The following is a 17,283-nucleotide window of genomic DNA, read 5'->3' as shown; positions in this document are numbered from 1 at the left end:
CTTGAATCCCTCCCTATAACAAAGTCGAGGGGTAGTTCAATTTTAGATAAGGTCCAGGTCTGCTATCCCTTTGACCTGAAACTTAGACTGGGTCAAGGGACCTGTCCCTCTGTCCCAAAGGAAGGAATGTGATGATGATGGCAAAGTATAGAATTGTGAAGACTGATTTTTGGAAGAATCCGGTTGTTTCGGAGGAGATGACGCCGGAGGATAAGTACTTCTTTTTATATCTTCTAACAAATTCCCACACAACCCAAATTGGAATCTATCGAATTACGAAAAAAGAAATGGCTTTTGATATGGGGTATTCCATTGAGACGATTCATGCGCTGATGGATCGCATGATCAACCACCACAAAATTATTCGTTACAATCCCAAAACAAGAGAAATCGCCATTAAAAACTGGGGGAAATATAATTTGCAAAAAGGCGGGAAACCGGTTATCGATTGTGTTGTATCAGAGCTAGAAGAAGTGGAAGATACGACGTTGATTGAATATGTAGCCGAAAATATCGATCGAAATGATATTTTTACGATTTATGAATCTTTTTATGAAAATACTTCGGACTGGGACGAGGAACCTGTCCCTGTGACCCAATCGGGGTGGGAAACAGAGCCTCTGAACCAACACGAGAACATACGTTCAGACTATGCGTTGACGACTCGTGGTACGATACGTGGGCAAAAAGAAAAACAAAAAGAAAAAGAAAATAAAAAACAACAACAGGCTCTTTACCCGAATATAGATCGTGAATCTAAGACAGAGGATATTCAGGAGATTGTGGAGTGTTGGGACCAAAACGGCTTTGGGTTGAATAATGTGAACGCCAAGGAACAATTGTTAGCTTGGTTGGATGATTCTAGTTTTTTGAATCCGAAAGAGGTGATTTTAAAAGCGATGGATATTGCCTGTGCGAACAATAAGCGAAGGCTAAACTATGTAGTTGGAATTCTGAAAAACTGGGATAACGAATCGTTACTCACGGTTAATGAAATTGATTTGTATAACGAGGAAAAACAGAAATCTGTTAAACCCATTAAAACGGGTAGAGCAATTCCTAGTAGCTATCAATTTGATCCAACGGCAGGTGAGGACTGATGAATTTTGCAGAAACTGCCTATTTAGGATGCTTGATTAAGGCCAATTATTTAATGAAAGATACGGTGATTTATCCTGAACAACTAGAGGGTAGCGTTCATCAAGAATTAATGCGGCGGATGGTAGACTTTAGTAATGCAGGTAAAAGCATAGATTTGATCTCTCTAACAACTATGCCCGATCTTGAAAACTTCGGTGGCATGTCCTATCTATCAAGCTTGCTTTCACATGCGGATATTGAGAAATTCGAAGAGTTTGAGGCGTTGATTATTGATCTATGGAAAGAGAGGGAAAAGAAGAACATCTTGACGTTAGCTAGTATGGGAAATTGGGAGATTGCGAAGGTAATTAGCGAATTGGATAAAATCAACCAGCTGAAGATAAACGATCATACGCCACTTGATCAAGCATTGGTCCAGATGTATGAGGCTCCATGGCAGGAGCAGGAAGTCATGAAAACGGCCACCTCCGGAATCAGAAAGCTTGATGAAATGACGGGAGGTTTCCAGGATGGTGAGGTTACGATTCTAGCAGCAAGACCATCAATGGGAAAGACTGACGTCATGCTGCATTTTGCCAAGGAAGCGGGCTGGGCAGGGTATTTGCCAATTGTCTTCTCACTTGAAATGCCTGAAAAACTGATCACCACGAGACTAATAGCTTCAACTGGAGGATATAATCGTTTGAAAATGAGGGATCCCGGGAAATTGTTAAGTCAGAGTCAAAAGGATCGCTGGGCAGATATCATCGGCTACCTGAATGAAACCAATATCCAAATTTTCGATGGTGCCGGTCAAACCGTTTCAGAAATGAGAGCGAAGACTAGAAAAATGTTGCATCAGTTTCCAAACATGAAACCAATCATTTTCATAGATTATTTGACACTAATCCATTCGAGTGAACTTTACGGTGGCAATGCCCACCTGCAAGTAACCGAAATATCCAGGAATCTAAAAACAATGGCGAAGGATTTTAATTGCCCTGTGATTTGTTTGGCCCAGTTAAATCGTTCGGTTGAAACAAGAGCTGAAAAACGACCGATGATGTCTGACATTCGAGAATCAGGCAGCATAGAACAGGATGCAGATGTGATTCTTTTCCTCTATCGCGAAAAGTATTATGACAAGGAAACAGACAACCAATTACTTGAAATCATCGTCTCCAAAAACAGAAACGGTCCAGTAGGAACCATACAAGTTACATACAACGAATATACCGGGATGATAGAACAATAAGTGGGACAAGGGGACAGTTCCCAAAAGGGGGAGAACGATTATGAAAGTAAGAGATTTATACATAGATACGATTTGCTACGAAGAAGTTAGTCTAGCCCATTACATTCATCATTTACTCCAAGAGGGCAAGATTTCATTGGAGGATGACGAATCTAAATTGGACCTTAATGCTGCAGACCACGCAAAGGTAAGGGATATGATTGAACAAAATGTATTAGGCTTTCATAAGATCGGTGTGTACGCATTGAAGAAGAATCAGCAAGAGTTTGTATTTATATTTGCAGAGTTTGAACAAGAGGCGATTGAGTTCTTCGCCAAAACGTTTAATCAAACACCACTAAATTGTCACCAGTATTCACTAAATACACAGTTGCTACGAGAACATAGAGTGACGACGTTTTGGGAAATGAGGAAGGAACATTTGGTCTTTCCGGCGATAGCGGGTTTTTATGAAAGGTGAGGACTAGAAATAGGTGATCGTTTTCGTGAGACATGTGATCCTGTCCCCGATTAGACTTGAAAAATATAAGTTCGCGACAAAATTCGGGGAGTCACTGTGACATAAACTTACCTAGACTTAAGCATAACGAACAACTAGCAGTTAGATCTGCTGGTTGTTCGTTTCTTCCTTACAAAATTCAGACTGCCAATTAAATGTTATGTCCCTAAGCTTTCTCTTTGTTATAGTTTTCTTCATAAAAATATTAATATTGTCTTTATCTAAAAATATATTGTTTTTTTGTTGTATTTTGATGTTATACCGTAAAATATACAACTACCGAAAGCACTATTGATGTAATCGAAATCGCTATGAGAGGTCTAATTGCTCGTTCACGGACATCTTTTAAGCTTACGTTTAGACCTAGCCCTACCATTGCTGCGGTTAACAGCCATGTGGTAAGGGTGAAAACGAAATTCATTATATCATCGGACAATGGAATGGAGTAGCCAAATACGTAGCTTCCTAGAATACTCATGACGATAAATCCTACCAGGAACCAAGGGAATTCGATTTTTGCCTTGCCGGTTTCATTGTTGTTATTCTTTCTTTTCATGAAGAAAATTAATATGAAGCAAAGTGGGATGAGAAGGAAAACACGGCCTAATTTTGCTAGTAGTCCAACAGCAAGTGCATCTTCTCCACCAGGTGCAGCTGCGAGTGCTACATGGGCGACCTCATGAAGACTTGTTCCAGACCAGATCCCATATTGTACCGCATCAATCGGTAGAATTGGTCGTAAGATCGTGTAAATAATGGCGAAAATAGTTCCTACCAAGGCGATTATCCCAACGCTTATTGCAGTATCCTCATCTTTTGATTTTATAATTGGTGCAACAGCTGCGATGGCAGCAGCCCCGCATACGCCGGTTCCAACACCGAGTAATAAGGATATTGTTTGATCCGCTTTTAGAACTTTTGCTAGCCACATAATAGCAAAAATTGCAAACATGATTACTAGTGCATCCCGTACTAATAGGCCAATCCCGTCGTTAAGTACCATCTCGATGTTTAATTTTAAACCATACAAAATTATAGCGAGTCTTAGTATTCGTTTCGATGAAAAGGTTATACCTGAACGAATGATTTCAGGAAATCCAAAAATCTGCCTGTAGACAATTGCAATAATGATAGCACATGCCATTTGACCTACATTACTAAATCCTGGTACAAGTGCTAATAAGTACCCTAGAAGTGCTATAAAAAATGTAAAAGCAACCCCACCAACCAATGCTAATTCCGGTTTTGTCTTTTTTGTTGGTAATTGTTTTAATTCAGCTAACGCCATATGTACACCTCCTACTTTTACTATATTAGGTGACTGTGTATAAGTAAAATAAGTGTTAACTATAATTATGATAAGCGAATTGTTATAATAGATGGAAGGAAAGGAAGTGGAAAAATGGATCAGCAATTACAAGTATTTATTATGGTTGCAGAAAAGAGGAATTTTTCGCGAGCAGCTGAGGAGCTTCATATGACTCAACCTGCAGTTAGTCAATATATCCGTACTTTTGAGGAAAACCTTGGGGTTCGACTTCTTGAACGAAATAATAAATATGTGCAATTAAATAAAGCGGGCGAGATTGTTTACCACCATGCGAAGGAGATTGTGGGATTATATACACGAATGGAGAAACTATTGGATGAACTAACAAATAAGGTGAGAGGACCGTTGTCAATTGGCGCGAGTTATACATTTGGTGAGTATGTCCTTCCACATGTGTTAGCAGATATGAAAACGGTGTATCCGGATGTTCAGCCAACAGTTAAGATTGATAACACAGAAAGAATTGTTGAGTTGGTGAAAGCACATCAACTTGATATTGGAATTATTGAAGGTCATGTCAAAGGGGAAAAGAACCTTGAAATTGAGGAATTTGCTGCGGATCGTATGGTGATTATTGCTTTACCAGACAACGCATTGGTTGGAGAAAACGGAGAAGTTGAGTTGAAAGAGCTTGAGGTGCAACCGTGGATTCTTAGGGAAGAGGGTTCCGGAACAAGAGAAGCTGGGGAAAAGGTTTTTGAACAATTGAGAATTGATCCGAAGAATACTATGACGTTTAGTAGTACACAGTCAGTTAAGGAGGCTGTGAAGGCTGGGTTAGGAATTAGTTTGTTGTCAGAGCTTGCAGTAGCAAGTGAGCTTAAAAATGGTGACTTGAAGATCATTGATGTGAATGGATTACAGTTTCCTAGAGAATTTTTCATTGTTTTGGGTTCGCCGTTTCGTACGAAGGTTTTGGATGAGTTTGTTAGATTACTAAAGGCAAAGGGAAAGAATTTATATTAATTTGACTCTTATTTATAATCATATGTATACATATAAAAATATTAAAAATGCAAGGAGAATTTGGTCTTTCCTGCGTTAGCGGGGTATTTTGAAAGATAGAGTATGTACTAGGGATCAGGTACTATTTTCTTGAAAAGATTTCAGAAATAGATCCAAAGGAAGCTTTCGAGAATTGGCTCCAAGCTTCCTCCTGTGGATTCTTAGATTTCTACGGAAACCCGATTTTTTTGAGTATTTCTCCGGTAGTTCCTCCGATTTTTGCATCTGGTAGGGCATCGCCTAATTTATCCCATTGTTTGTTTATTGTTCCTACTGGGTCCTTAAAAAAGTTCTCGATGCCTTTTTCATCTACTCCTAGTTTTTTTCCAAGATCTGCAAAGGAATCGACACCTGGGAGTAAGATGAGGCCAGTTTGATAAAGATATAGCTGTTCAAGCATTCGAACCACGTCTTTGCTGTTAAGTGTATGCCAACCCTCATTGCTAAATTGTTCGTGAAACACACTGTATTTGATGTACTTCAAATAATATTTCGCATTTTGTTTTTGTTTGAGGCATTCAATAAATGCTTCTTTGCCAGCTTCATATGCCAAATTTAGCATGTTTGGCAAGATGGCAGGAGCCGATTCGGGAGCAGCTCTGACAATGGCAATTTGAGTAGCGACAGCAGCTGAAGCAGCTGCAGATCCGATTTCAAAGCACTCACGCAATTCCTTCTCAATAACCTCCTGTACACTAGCTGGGTAAATAATCCGAAAAATAACCCGTAAGGTAGAATTTCTCTTTTGGATACAGTTATTTATGCTCGTACATGCTCCGATTTTAAACTCCGGAAATTCGTCCTCTTCCCAAATCATATAATCTTGTGCTTTTTGATTGATCCCCGGTTCCAATTTCTCCGGAATACTACCTTGCTCAATAGGAGAACAGCAATATACCCACTGGCAGCGATAACGAACCCCATTATGAACGAACTCCTCTACTTCCTTTGAACTTGAAGGTGGTTGAGGGGTACTTGGTATAGATTGTGTTGGTGGTTTATAGATTGGCTGTTGCTGGACTGGTGGCTTATAAATCGGTTGTTGTTGAGTTGGTGGCTGAAAGATTGGTTGTGATTGGGTTGGCGATTGGAAAATTGGCATCGGCTGTGTTGGTGGTTGGAAGATAGGTTGCGATTGTTGGGGTGGAGTATATATTGGTGTAACTGGTTTTGGGCTTGGGGCACCGATTGGAATCGAAGGCTGCTTCGTAGTCGTTGGAGAGGAAGCTGATGACCCTTGCGCACCACAAATACCCGTAACCGGATCACAAACTACATCCGGATTCATCTGTCTGTAATAGGGTGAATAGAGATAATGTAGAAAAACTGGATATGGATTTCGAACTTCATTAGGATGGTAGTAATACAAGTCAATTCCTCCTTTTAACAACTAAAGCATTGAAAATAGTCAATTTGTTGGAGTGGAAGGCTAAACTGAGCCCATTGTGAACCATTCCAATAATACCCGTAGATCGAATCTTGAGTCGTCTGACTCATCCATACCCAGTACGTCGTGCCATTCTTTAACCATACGTATGTGCACGTATTCATACATGGCTTGACGGTATTCGCATCAATCACAACGCTGGTTCCAGGTGGATTAATTGGCTTAGTTGGATTAATTGCTGGAGGGCTGGCAGGTAAGCCTAGTGGTCCTTGGGTAGTCGTCGGCATCGGTTGCTGTTGTGGAAACGATGGATTAGTTGTCGGTGTGTAAGGTGGCATGTAAGGTGGTACATAAGGGGGCATCGTCTGGGGATAAGGTGGTGGCTGATTTAACTGCTGCAATGCTTGACCTAACATATTGGATATCCAACCCATATTCTGTCCTGAACTCGGTCCCATTGGCCCAAATGGCGGCAACTGGGACATATTCATATTTCGTCTATGTCTCGAATGGTTATAAACCCACATCTTCTTTACACCTCCTCAATCAAAAATATCATGACAATACACCATATTCTATGTGTCAAGTATGATTTTGTCATATTGTCTACATGGATGTGTGCGTAATTTTAATACCTACCCCTAACTAGATTCTTAAATCCTGATAATCGACAAAATTCGGGGCGTCACTGTGACAATAATAAACTGCTTTTTGATGCATTTGTACATACTGTTAAACTTCCAAAATGTGGTATATTTATGATAGGATAACTATGTAAAGGGGGGAAACATGTAAATGTATCTGTCTGAGTTAGAGGTTGAAAAACTCTCAGACGCACAAGTGACCAAGCTTATATTTTCGGATATTGAAGATGATTTCGCGAACGGAGATTGTATATTGGTGGCAGGTAGCAGTAAAGCCGTTAAATATCGCGTACCAAAAGCAGTAGAATTATATAAGCAAGGTAGAGCCAGTAAACTATTGTTTTCAGGTGGTGTGAAGTGGAAGGAAAGTGATCACTCAGAAGCTGTTTCGATGAAAAGAGAAGCCATAGCGTTAGGGGCTTCCGAAAAAGATATACTAATTGAGGATCAGTCATTGCACACACTAGAAAATGTATTAGCCTCTCTATTCGTATTAAACAGAGAATTTCACCTATATAGGATCAAACGAATATTGGTAGTAACGACATCTTACCATATGAAACGATTACATCTGACATTACAAACATATATGCCTAGTTGGATCTCCTACACGTTATGTCCTGCTGATGATGCTTTCACCAGAAAGGATAACTGGTTTTTAACCGATTTAGGAAGAAAACGTGTACGAGATGAGGCTGCAAAACTAATAAAATACGTTAAACAAGGTGCATTGCGTGACATGAAAGTAGATTTGTAAATCGCTCACATATAAGGTGTACTAAGAACAAAGGGAACTTTAATAATAGGAAGTTCCCTTTATTATGAAGAAATACAACAAACTTGAAAAGTACAATGAAAAATATTAAGGATAAGTTCGGAAAAGAAAGTATTAAGTTTGAACAGGCGATATTTGAAAAGTTTCGTACCATTTATGGTGGGTCAAGGAACCTATCCCTCTGACCCATCGACAAAATTCGGGGCGTCACTGTGACAATAATAAATATTCCAAATCACTCTGTAAATACTAACCAATATATATGCTATAGTAAATAAGCCATTGAACAATCAAACTGGCATTATGATAAGAAGAGAGACGTGATGAGCCTTGCTAGATTTTTTACAACTTGGTATTCGAAAAGAGATTAACCATACATTGAAGTCATTAGGTATCGTGGAACCAACTCCGATACAAGAACGGACAATTCCATCCGTACTTGAGGGGAAGGATGTGATTGCAAAAGCACAAACGGGAACAGGAAAGACGTTGGCTTTTGTTCTACCGATTCTTGAAAAGATTGATGTGCACGAGTCGGATGTGCAAGCACTTATTTTAACTCCAACAAGAGAATTAGCTCAGCAAATTTCAAAAGAAATTAAGAAAATGATGGAAAACGTAGAGGGTATCAATGTGTTAGCTGTGTACGGTGGTCAGGATGTTGAGCATCAATTAAAAAAGCTGAAAGGTGCACAGCATATTGTCGTGGCAACGCCTGGTCGGTTATTAGATCATATTCGCCGTGGAACGATTGATCTGTCATCGATTAGGATGCTTGTGTTAGATGAAGCCGACCAAATGTTACATATGGGTTTTCTTCCAGAGGTAGATGACATCATTAAAGAAACATTTCCTTCTAGACAAACCATGCTGTTTTCTGCAACAATGCCTAACGAAATTAAATCTCTTGCCAAAAAATATATGAACGAGCCAGAGTTAATCGAAGTGAAAGCAAAAAAAGTAACGGTGGAAGAGATTAAACAAGTTGTGATTGAAACCACTGACCGGAGAAAACAAGCAACGTTGTTGCATTTAATCGAAGAACATCGTCCATTTTTAGCGATCATATTCTGTCGTACAAAAGTTCGTGCGAAAAAGCTGCACGAGGCATTGATTGCTAACGGATATGATTCAGACGAGTTGCATGGTGATTTAACACAGTCCAAACGCGAAAAAGCGATGAAACGATTTCGTGAAGCGAAAACACAGTTTTTAGTTGCCACAGACGTTGCTGCAAGGGGACTGGATGTTGAAGGGGTAACACATGTCTTTAACTATGACATCCCACAAGATGTGGAAAGCTATGTTCACCGGATTGGACGGACTGGCCGTGCAGGTGGCGACGGGGTTGCCTATACTTTAGTGGCTCCAAAGGATATGGAGTTCCTACGAATGATTGAAAAAGGGATTCATCAAAAATTCGAGCTACAAGTGATTAAGGGCATAAGTATCCCTGATCGTGAGGATTATGAGAGAGCAAGTGAGCAAAAAAACGAAAATAAACGCTCTGAAGGTAGTAGAAGAGACAGAAAGAAGGCTGCACCATTTTCTTCAAATAGAAAGTCTAATGATAGGCAATCCAAAAGCAATTCAACGAGAGGTAGAAGGCGTACTCGCTAAAAAGTGAATGTACAAAATGGGTGCCTTACCCCTAAGACTGGTAAGGCATCAAATTCAGGAGGAACACCTATGTTACAAAAACAAATGAAAAAATACATTTCATCAGAGTTAATGAGTGAAGAGAAACAAGTTGCAGTATTTCAAGAGGAAAAAGAGTACATAGAAAGATATGAATTAATTTCACATGACGTTACATTAATCGAAAAGGATCCTACTACACGTTTCCGTGAAGCTTACATAGAAAGATGTGATAAAGAAACAGAAGAAACACTCTCTAAAGAATCATTTGGTTTCTTAGAACACCCGATTGACTACCTAGAAAAACACAAGAATGAATTTCTATACTTTGAATCAAAGTGGTTGGAACTAATCGGCGTGGATGCAATTGCGTTTGAAGTGAATGATGTATTTGGAACATACGATGTCATGGTAGGATTGAAGCTACAGAAGAAGTTCGAGTCACCTCTTAAAGAAAACTTAAGAAAAGAATTACGTGGAGATGAAGCAAAATTTGTGTTGATGTTTAACCAAGGTGATGGCTTATGGGACTTGAATTTCGCTTTGAATTACGTGAATGGGTTTAAAGAGGAGATGTCATTAGAAGAAGCATATCGGCTAATTTATCGATTTTTATTTACACTAGTAGAGAGAACGGAAGAAGGAAACAGCGACGTAATTTAAGTGTTAAATTAGTGATGGGACCAAATGAACTTTTGGTTCCTTAGCTTTGCTCCTATTTACAAAACATTAGGGGTGTATTATAATTTTGCAGAATACAAAAAAATGAATATTTCGCAAATAGGTTTCTTACCATTCTTCTAATAAGAGAATGTAAGACTAAGAGGGAAGTTGGTGTAAGTCCAACACGGTCCCGCCACTGTAAGCGAGGAGGAAGGTTATAAGATCCACTGTGTTTTTTACATGGGAAGGAGTAACCGACCGTTGATTCGCAAGTCAGGAGACCTGCCTATTTTGTTTTTTAAGCTTCCTCGAGGAAAGGAACGTTTAAAGTGCAGATAAATTATCATATGATACTATATTTGTTATAGTAGGATTGCTTTATTGGAGTTCTATAGCAAATAACTTTTATTATGCCTTTACGAAACGCTCTTCCTGTGGAATGGCGTTTTTTTGTGTTCAAAATTAGAAGGGGGAAAAAAGAATGAAGGAAATGTTGAAAAAATGGGGTCTGTTAAGTCTTATTTTTCTTTTTACCATGGGTATCGTTTCAGGCTGTGGTACACAAGACGAAGAGGCTCAAGATGAGAAGGATCCAAAAACCGTTGAACAAGCTGAAGGGGAGAATGCCAATCAAGAGTTCCCTATCACAATTATAGACAGTGCTGATCGAGAAGTTACAATTGATGAAGAACCTGAATCAATTGTCTCCATTCAGGCAAGTAATACAGAAATTGCATTTGCCCTTGGTTTAGGAGAAAAAATTATTGGAGTTTCTGATTACGATAATTACCCATCAGAAGCACTTGAAATTCAAAAAGTAGGTGCACAGGATATCAATGCAGAATTGGTTCTTTCACTTCTTCCTGATCTAGCACTAGTTACAGATTATCATTACAATACACATCCTGACATATTAAAACAGTTTGAAGATGCAGGAATTGATGTGATTGTCGTTGGAAGTGCTTCATCCTTTGAGGATGCGTATCAACATATTGAAATGATTGGGAAAGCTACAGGAACTGTGACTGAGGCAACCGAAATTGTAACAAATATGAAGCAACGTTTTGACGAAATCAAGGAAAAAGCTTCAACAATAACAGATAAAAAGAAAGTCTGGGTTGAGGTTTCACCTGCGCCTGATATTTTTACAACAGGAACAAATACATTTATGCATGAAATGTTCGAGGCCATTCAAGCAACGAATGCAGCAGAGGAGCATGAAGGATGGGTACAATTAACAGAGGAGGAAATTGTACAATTAAATCCTGATGTCATCATTACAACGTATGGCTACTACATAGATAATCCAACTGAAGAAGTATTTGGGCGTGAAGGCTGGTCTGAAGTTCCTGCAGTTAAAAATAAACAGGTCTTTGATGTTGATAACGATACGGTTACTAGACCAGGTCCTCGGTTAATTGAAGGAGTCGAGACTCTTGCGAAGCTTATTTATCCGGAAGTTTTTAATAAATAACGTTATTTGGTTATATATTCTAAGCGGAGGGTTTGTACTTAGTACAGCCCTCCTTGGCATATTCGTTAGTAGTGTCCAAGTGCCTATTCCAACCATATTACATATTGTACTAGACAAAACCTTTGGTTGGGGGTGGCTTAATGAGATTGCTAGAAATGAAGAGATGATTATTTGGAACATCCGAATACCGAGGGTATTGCTGGCCTTTTTTGTTGGTGCATCCCTTGGGTTAGCGGGTGCTGCATTCCAAGGATTATTACGTAATCCATTAGCGGATCCATATACAATCGGGGTTTCATCTGGTGCATCTCTTGGTGCAGTTTTTGTTTTATTTTTTCAGTTTACGATCTTTGGGTTAGGAAACTTTACTCTTCCCATTGTTGCGATAGTAGGTGGTTTTGTTTCACTACTTATTGTATTCGGACTTGTTCGATTGAGTAGTCGAAGCTTAGCGATTGAAACAATAATATTAGCGGGGATCATTGTTAGTTCCTTTATTGGAGCAGTTGTTTCCCTCATTATTTCATTAAGCGACCAAGATTCAATGACTCAAATTATCTATTGGTTATATGGCAGTGTAGGACTGAGAGGCTGGAGTCATGTTCAATTGATTCTTCCGTTTATGTTGTGCGGTTCCTTTATTTTGTTCTACCATTACCGGGAGTTGAATGCGTTAGCACTTGGGGAGGATGCGGCAGATCATATTGGGGTTGATGTGAAGAAGGGAAAGTTTTATATCTTAATTGGAGCCTCTTTATTAACCGGTTCAGCTGTAGCCGTGTCTGGATCAATTGGATTTGTAGGGCTTGTCATTCCACATGTAGTACGTATTGTAACGGGTCCAAATCATCGCCATGTACTACCACTTTCACTACTGATAGGCGGAGCATTCCTTATTTTAGCTGATTTAGTATCAAGAAGTATTATTGCTCCACAAGAGTTGCCAATTGGTGTTGTTACAGCTCTAATAGGTGCACCGGTTTTTGCACTATTATTAATCAGAGAAAGAGTTGGAGGGGAACGTAGATGATTACAGTTAACAATTTAGTTGGCGGATATACGAATTCCCCTATTATTAATGGATTAAATCTTGAGATTCATCAAGGTGAATTTTTTGCGCTTCTTGGTCCAAATGGAAGTGGAAAAACAACCCTGTTTAAACTGATAACTGGGCAATTGCCGATTATAAATGGTGAAGTTTTCCTTTCTGGTAAAGAAATTTCAACTCTTTCAAAGCTTGAGAAGGCTAAAAAAATGGCTGTTCTTACTCAGGAGGCGAAGGTTTCATTTGATTATACTGTGGAAGAAATTGTGAGTCTAGGGCGTTATCCACACCAGAAAGGTTTATTCAAACAGCTATCCCGAGTAGATTGGAACGTCATTGAAGAGGCCATGGAATTAACGAATATAAGTGAATTTCGAAAAACTCCATTCCGAATGATTAGTGGTGGTGAGAAGCAAAGGGTGTTATTAGCGAAGGCATTGGCACAAGAACCTGAGATTTTGCTTTTAGATGAGCCAACGAATCATTTAGATGTGAAACACACATTCCAAATGTTGGATTTATTAAAAGAACGGCAGCAAAGCATGGGGTTAACAATTTTCTCCATTTTGCATGATTTAAATGTTGCTTCTCAATATGCAGATCGGATTGCCATGCTTTATAAGGGACGTTTTTTAGAAGTTGGAGATGTTAACAATTTCAGAAAGACAGACCAACTAAAGAAGGTGTATGAAGTCGATATTAAGCTTGGGTCTCATCCGACAATTCCAAAACCACAACTACTTATGACACCAGGCTATCATCAAGCACAACCTCGTTCACGTTTTGAAAATTCTTATAAGATTCTTCAAACGAAGGAGTATATCCACATTCAATTTGATCAACCTTTACGAACATTATCCAATGGGGTCATCGGTGATGGGATTCAATGGTTGAAGCATTTTTGTAATTTTCATGTTGAAAAGAATTATAATTGCTCAGAGCCTGACCGTGATTTGCGAAATTGGATGACAAAGTACTCTATTCCTTATGAACAAGCTGTTGGAATGATGACAGCTGTTCAATTAGAAGATGTTGTCATTCGGCATGAAGAATTTGAAGGTATTCAGATGCTGGCCGTTGTAACTGCGGGTACAGGAAATGCTGTTGATATTACGAGTCGTTCACATTCTAAGGCGAAACAAACAATAGGTACAATCAACATCATGCTTTTCATAGATTCACATTTTACAGATGGTGCACTTGTAAATGCCTTTATGTCAGCTACAGAAGCGAAAACAAAAGCGTTACTAGACATGAATATTAAAGATCCACACTCCAACACCATTGCAACTGGTACATCAACGGATTCACTACTTCTAGGTGTTACACAACAAGGGGATAAAACACCATACGCAGGTTCAGGAACCATTGTTGGAAAAGGCATTGGTCGAATTGTGTATGATGCAACAAAAGAAGCAATCCAAAAGTATTTACAAAGAGTCGCAAACTAAAAAAGGTGGGGGAGTAAATGAGCGATCGACGTATTGTAATTGCAGGTACTGGCAGTGGGGTTGGAAAAACAACATTAACAATTGGGATTATGTCAGCATTAATCAAACGTGGTCTAAGCGTACAAGGCTTTAAATGTGGTCCTGACTATATTGACCCATCCTATCATACAGCTGTAACAGAACGAGTGTCACGTAATTTAGATAGCTGGATGCTCACCCATGAAAGAGTTTTGGATATTTTCACACATGGAAATCGTGATGCTGATATTTCAATTATAGAAGGAGTTATGGGGTTCTTTGATGGGAAAAGTCCGGAAACAAATGAAGGTAGTACAGCAGAGATTAGTATCATAACGAAAAGTCCTGTATTGCTTGTAGTGAATTGTGAAAGTATGGCTCGAAGTGCAGCAGCAATTGTGAAGGGTTTTCAATTGTTTGCAGAAGGACCAAATATTGTTGGAGTTATTGCAAACAAAGTGGGGAGCGAGGGACATTTTCAGCTTGTCAAAAAAGCAATTGAACAGGAATGCCGTATTCCTGTTATCGGGTATTTGAAACAAGATGTTGATATTGAAATTCCAGAAAGACATCTTGGTCTCATTCCTTCAATTGAACGCGGTGAACTTACTCCATTATTTGATAAAATGGGTGACTTGGTTTTAGAGACGATTGATATTGATAAATTGCTGGAATTAGCTGTAGCTGAACCGATAATTGAAAAAAATAAATCATCTTTGTTTGAAAAGAAGCAAAATAAGATGACGAGAATAGCTGTTGCAAAAGATGCAGCCTTTAACTTCTATTATCCTGAGAATCTAGAAATCTTGGAAGTAAATGGAGCAGAATTGGTTTATTTTTCTCCATTGGCTAATGAAGAATTACCAATTGATGTGGATGGTCTATATATAGGTGGAGGCTTTCCTGAAGAATTCGCTTTAGATCTGGAATCTAGTGTCAAGACAAAGGAATCGATTCATAAGGCCATAAAAGCAGGACTGCCAACTCTTGCTGAATGTGGCGGGTTCATGTATTTGACCGAGTCCATTGAAACGACGGAACAGAAGACGTATCAAATGATAGGGATCATCCCAGGTAAAGTACGCATGCATACACATTTACAAGCATTAGGATATAGAGAAATTAGTGGTCTTAATGACAATTTCATTCTTACGGATCAAATGGTTAGAGGGCATGAATTTCATTATTCTTCTTTTTTGGCAAATGAACTTTCCTATGCCTATGAAACTAAGGGGCTGCGGGGTGTTAATAAGGAAGGCTATCTAAAGTACAATTTAGTAGCTGGCTACACCCATCTTCATTTTGGCTCAAATCCAAAAATTGTGGAGAACTGGATTAAGAAATGTATAGAGTATCGGGATAGTAAGGAGAGATTAGGATGAAACAAATATACGAAGCCATCCCAAAGGTAAACAAGGAGATGGGAAGACAGGTTAGTGAGTATATCAATACGTTGACAAAACCAATAGGAAGCCTTGGGCGGCTAGAGGAATTGGCTATTTACTTATCAGAAATGAAAAACGAACCGTTTCCTAGTGTTACGCCACCAGGAGTGCTTGTTTTTGCGGCCGATCATGGCATCACTTCAGAAGGTGTTTCTGCTTATCCGCAAGCAGTAACCGAACAGATGGTTTGGAACTTTTTAAATGGTGGTGCAGCGATAAATGTTTTTAGTAGACAAATTGGTGCCATCCTTAAGATTATCGATATTGGAGTAGCAAATGATATTGAACACGAGAGATTAATCAATCAAAAGATTCGTTATGGTACAGGTAATTTTTATCATGAAGATGCAATGAGTCGACAAGAAGCTGAACAAGCGATTGATGTTGGGTATAATCAAGCCTTACAAATTATCCAAGAAGGGGCACAGTGCCTCATACTCGGAGAGATGGGGATTGGAAATACAACTTCGAGTAGTGCAATCTTAGCTGTTCTTAGCGGTAAAGATATTTCCCTTTTAGTAGGAAGAGGGACTGGAATTTCTGATGCTGCATTTTTACATAAAACTGCCATTATTAAACAGGCGCTTATACGTAGGAATCCGAATCGAAATGATCCGATTGATATTATCGCGAAAGTGGGCGGACTAGAGATAGCCGCAATGACAGGTGCAATGTTAGCAGCTGCAAGCAAAAGGGTACCGATTCTTGTAGATGGTTTTATTTGTACCATTGCAGCATTAGTTGCAAAATTAATTTCCCCTAGTGTTAAAGATTATATGATTGTCACACATCAATCGATTGAACCTGGTCACAAAATCGCACTTTCTCAGTTGGGGAAGCAGCCCATTATTGATTTAGGACTTAGACTTGGAGAAGGAACAGGTGCAGCCATTTCATTTCCGATTATCCAATTGGCTACTTTAATGCTAAAAGAAATGGCAACCTTTCAATCAGCAGGAATTTCTACAAATAAGTAATCATTTATCACAAAACTAGGAGGTTCATATGGAACAAGCTAACAATAAGAAAAAGGGATTAACACTTGTGTATACGGGTCACGGTAAAGGGAAGACAACTGCAGCTCTAGGTTTAACAGTACGAGCAGTTGGAAGAGGATTACGAGTAAAGATTTTTCAATTTATTAAATCACCTGAACGTTCGTACGGGGAACAAATTGCCTTAAGTAAGCTTGGGGTTGAGATGGAGCAGCTTGGAAGAGGATTTACCTGGACAAAAACCCCAGAAGAACATAGGGAAGCGTTAAAGGCTGGATGGGTAAAGGCGAAGGAAGCTGTTATGAGCGGTGAATATGATTTGGTCATACTAGATGAATTAAACAATGCATTAGCGATTGATACATTTCCAATTGATGATGTATTACCGTTAAACGAAGTGGTTGAATTATTAAAAAATAAACCGCAACACCTTCATCTCGTTATTACCGGAAGAGATGCCAAGCGCGAAATACGAGAAATCGCTGATCTTGTTTCGGTTGTTGAAGTGGAAAAGCATTATTATGATGAAGGCATACCAGCCGTAAAAGGGATTGAATTTTAAAGGAGCAAGAATCAGAC

At 39.1% G+C, this 17,283-nt stretch carries 16 protein-coding genes and 1 riboswitch; of the genes, 13 read left to right on the top strand and 3 right to left on the bottom strand.

Features of this window, described 5'->3' with window-relative positions:
- Nucleotides 1-131: 131 nt before the first annotated feature.
- Genes ACFSFW_RS23710 through ACFSFW_RS23700 form a run of 3 tightly spaced genes read left to right on the top strand, consistent with a single transcriptional unit; the run spans nt 132 to nt 2,795 of the window.
- A complete protein-coding gene (locus tag ACFSFW_RS23710) occupies nt 132-1,100 on the top strand; it encodes a DnaD domain-containing protein (protein ID WP_388042096.1) in 969 nt (322 codons plus the stop codon).
- A complete protein-coding gene (locus ACFSFW_RS23705; RefSeq protein ID WP_388042094.1) occupies nt 1,100-2,335 on the top strand; it encodes a DnaB-like helicase C-terminal domain-containing protein in 1,236 nt (411 codons plus the stop codon). Before ACFSFW_RS23710 ends, ACFSFW_RS23705 begins: the two co-directional genes overlap by 1 nt.
- Before the next feature lie 40 nt (nt 2,336-2,375).
- The gene (locus tag ACFSFW_RS23700; RefSeq protein ID WP_388042093.1) at nt 2,376-2,795 is read left to right on the top strand and encodes a hypothetical protein; all 420 of its coding nucleotides are present in this window, start codon (nt 2,376-2,378) and stop codon (nt 2,793-2,795) included.
- 295 nt (nt 2,796-3,090) lie between these two features.
- Here ACFSFW_RS23700 and ACFSFW_RS23695 read toward each other — a convergent pair whose 3' ends face one another.
- On the bottom strand, nt 3,091-4,122 hold the full coding sequence (locus ACFSFW_RS23695) for a YeiH family protein (RefSeq protein ID WP_388042092.1): 1,032 nt from the start codon (nt 4,120-4,122) through the stop codon (nt 3,091-3,093).
- A gap of 114 nt (nt 4,123-4,236) precedes the next feature.
- Here ACFSFW_RS23695 and ACFSFW_RS23690 point away from each other — a divergent pair, with 114 nt between their 5' ends.
- Nucleotides 4,237-5,130 carry a LysR substrate-binding domain-containing protein gene (locus ACFSFW_RS23690; RefSeq protein WP_304217350.1) on the top strand — a complete coding sequence of 298 codons (894 nt, stop codon included), beginning with the start codon at nt 4,237-4,239 and terminating at the stop codon, nt 5,128-5,130.
- 208 nt (nt 5,131-5,338) lie between these two features.
- Here the strand turns inward: ACFSFW_RS23690 and ACFSFW_RS23685 are convergent, their stop codons facing one another.
- Together ACFSFW_RS23685 and ACFSFW_RS23680 are read right to left on the bottom strand one after the other, a co-directional pair.
- Nucleotides 5,339-6,538 (bottom strand): hypothetical protein, encoded by a 1,200-nt coding sequence (locus tag ACFSFW_RS23685; RefSeq protein WP_304217353.1) that lies wholly within the window; start codon nt 6,536-6,538, stop codon nt 5,339-5,341.
- 14 nt (nt 6,539-6,552) lie between these two features.
- Nucleotides 6,553-7,083, bottom strand: a complete 531-nt coding sequence (locus ACFSFW_RS23680) for a hypothetical protein (RefSeq protein WP_304217356.1) — start codon at nt 7,081-7,083, stop codon at nt 6,553-6,555.
- A 268-nt stretch (nt 7,084-7,351) separates the two neighbouring features.
- Between ACFSFW_RS23680 and ACFSFW_RS23675 the strand changes: the two genes are divergently transcribed.
- The 9 genes from ACFSFW_RS23675 (at nt 7,352) to cobO (ending at nt 17,266) form a co-directional block, all read left to right on the top strand.
- Nucleotides 7,352-7,957 (top strand): YdcF family protein, encoded by a 606-nt coding sequence (locus ACFSFW_RS23675; protein WP_388042091.1) that lies wholly within the window; start codon nt 7,352-7,354, stop codon nt 7,955-7,957.
- Between the two features lie 348 nt (nt 7,958-8,305).
- On the top strand, nt 8,306-9,595 hold the full coding sequence (locus ACFSFW_RS23670; protein ID WP_388042089.1) for a DEAD/DEAH box helicase: 1,290 nt from the start codon (nt 8,306-8,308) through the stop codon (nt 9,593-9,595).
- 69 nt (nt 9,596-9,664) lie between these two features.
- Nucleotides 9,665-10,276, top strand: a complete 612-nt coding sequence (locus ACFSFW_RS23665; protein ID WP_388042087.1) for a branched-chain amino acid aminotransferase — start codon at nt 9,665-9,667, stop codon at nt 10,274-10,276.
- Nucleotides 10,277-10,378: 102 nt separating this feature from the next.
- A riboswitch (cobalamin riboswitch) is annotated at nt 10,379-10,580 on the top strand.
- 177 nt (nt 10,581-10,757) lie between these two features.
- A complete protein-coding gene (locus ACFSFW_RS23660; protein ID WP_388042085.1) occupies nt 10,758-11,750 on the top strand; it encodes an ABC transporter substrate-binding protein in 993 nt (330 codons plus the stop codon).
- Nucleotides 11,713-12,780 (top strand): FecCD family ABC transporter permease, encoded by a 1,068-nt coding sequence (locus tag ACFSFW_RS23655; RefSeq protein ID WP_388042084.1) that lies wholly within the window; start codon nt 11,713-11,715, stop codon nt 12,778-12,780. The genes ACFSFW_RS23660 and ACFSFW_RS23655 overlap by 38 nt, the downstream gene beginning before the upstream one ends.
- Nucleotides 12,777-14,246: an adenosylcobinamide amidohydrolase gene (locus tag ACFSFW_RS23650; RefSeq protein WP_388042082.1), complete on the top strand. Its 1,470-nt coding sequence runs from the start codon at nt 12,777-12,779 to the stop codon at nt 14,244-14,246. The genes ACFSFW_RS23655 and ACFSFW_RS23650 overlap by 4 nt, the downstream gene beginning before the upstream one ends.
- Before the next feature lie 17 nt (nt 14,247-14,263).
- Complete coding sequence (locus ACFSFW_RS23645; RefSeq protein WP_388042080.1) at nt 14,264-15,646, top strand: cobyrinic acid a,c-diamide synthase CobB; 1,383 nt, start codon at nt 14,264-14,266, stop codon at nt 15,644-15,646.
- Nucleotides 15,643-16,686: a nicotinate-nucleotide--dimethylbenzimidazole phosphoribosyltransferase gene (cobT, locus tag ACFSFW_RS23640; RefSeq protein ID WP_388042079.1), complete on the top strand. Its 1,044-nt coding sequence runs from the start codon at nt 15,643-15,645 to the stop codon at nt 16,684-16,686. The genes ACFSFW_RS23645 and cobT overlap by 4 nt, the downstream gene beginning before the upstream one ends.
- A gap of 28 nt (nt 16,687-16,714) precedes the next feature.
- Nucleotides 16,715-17,266: a cob(I)yrinic acid a,c-diamide adenosyltransferase gene (gene cobO, locus ACFSFW_RS23635; RefSeq protein WP_388042077.1), complete on the top strand. Its 552-nt coding sequence runs from the start codon at nt 16,715-16,717 to the stop codon at nt 17,264-17,266.
- Nucleotides 17,267-17,283: the final 17 nt, after the last annotated feature.

The organism is Ferdinandcohnia salidurans (assembly GCF_042680725.1).
GTDB classification, from domain to species: domain Bacteria; phylum Bacillota; class Bacilli; order Bacillales; family Bacillaceae_L; genus Ferdinandcohnia; species Ferdinandcohnia salidurans.
The sequence above is the reverse complement of the archived record's forward strand: the minus strand, read 5'-3'. Positions and strand labels throughout refer to the sequence as shown.

Coding starts and splice junctions, on each gene's coding strand:
- ACFSFW_RS23710 (WP_388042096.1), top strand. CDS start 132: ATGATGATGGCAAAGTATAGAATTGTGAAGACTGATTTTTGGAAGAAT.
- ACFSFW_RS23705 (WP_388042094.1), top strand. CDS start 1,100: ATGAATTTTGCAGAAACTGCCTATTTAGGATGCTTGATTAAGGCCAAT.
- ACFSFW_RS23700 (WP_388042093.1), top strand. CDS start 2,376: ATGAAAGTAAGAGATTTATACATAGATACGATTTGCTACGAAGAAGTT.
- ACFSFW_RS23695 (WP_388042092.1), bottom strand. CDS start 4,122: ATGGCGTTAGCTGAATTAAAACAATTACCAACAAAAAAGACAAAACCG.
- ACFSFW_RS23690 (WP_304217350.1), top strand. CDS start 4,237: ATGGATCAGCAATTACAAGTATTTATTATGGTTGCAGAAAAGAGGAAT.
- ACFSFW_RS23680 (WP_304217356.1), bottom strand. CDS start 7,083: ATGTGGGTTTATAACCATTCGAGACATAGACGAAATATGAATATGTCC.
- ACFSFW_RS23675 (WP_388042091.1), top strand. CDS start 7,352: ATGTATCTGTCTGAGTTAGAGGTTGAAAAACTCTCAGACGCACAAGTG.
- ACFSFW_RS23665 (WP_388042087.1), top strand. CDS start 9,665: ATGTTACAAAAACAAATGAAAAAATACATTTCATCAGAGTTAATGAGT.
- ACFSFW_RS23660 (WP_388042085.1), top strand. CDS start 10,758: ATGAAGGAAATGTTGAAAAAATGGGGTCTGTTAAGTCTTATTTTTCTT.
- ACFSFW_RS23650 (WP_388042082.1), top strand. CDS start 12,777: ATGATTACAGTTAACAATTTAGTTGGCGGATATACGAATTCCCCTATT.
- ACFSFW_RS23645 (WP_388042080.1), top strand. CDS start 14,264: ATGAGCGATCGACGTATTGTAATTGCAGGTACTGGCAGTGGGGTTGGA.
- cobT (WP_388042079.1), top strand. CDS start 15,643: ATGAAACAAATATACGAAGCCATCCCAAAGGTAAACAAGGAGATGGGA.
- cobO (WP_388042077.1), top strand. CDS start 16,715: ATGGAACAAGCTAACAATAAGAAAAAGGGATTAACACTTGTGTATACG.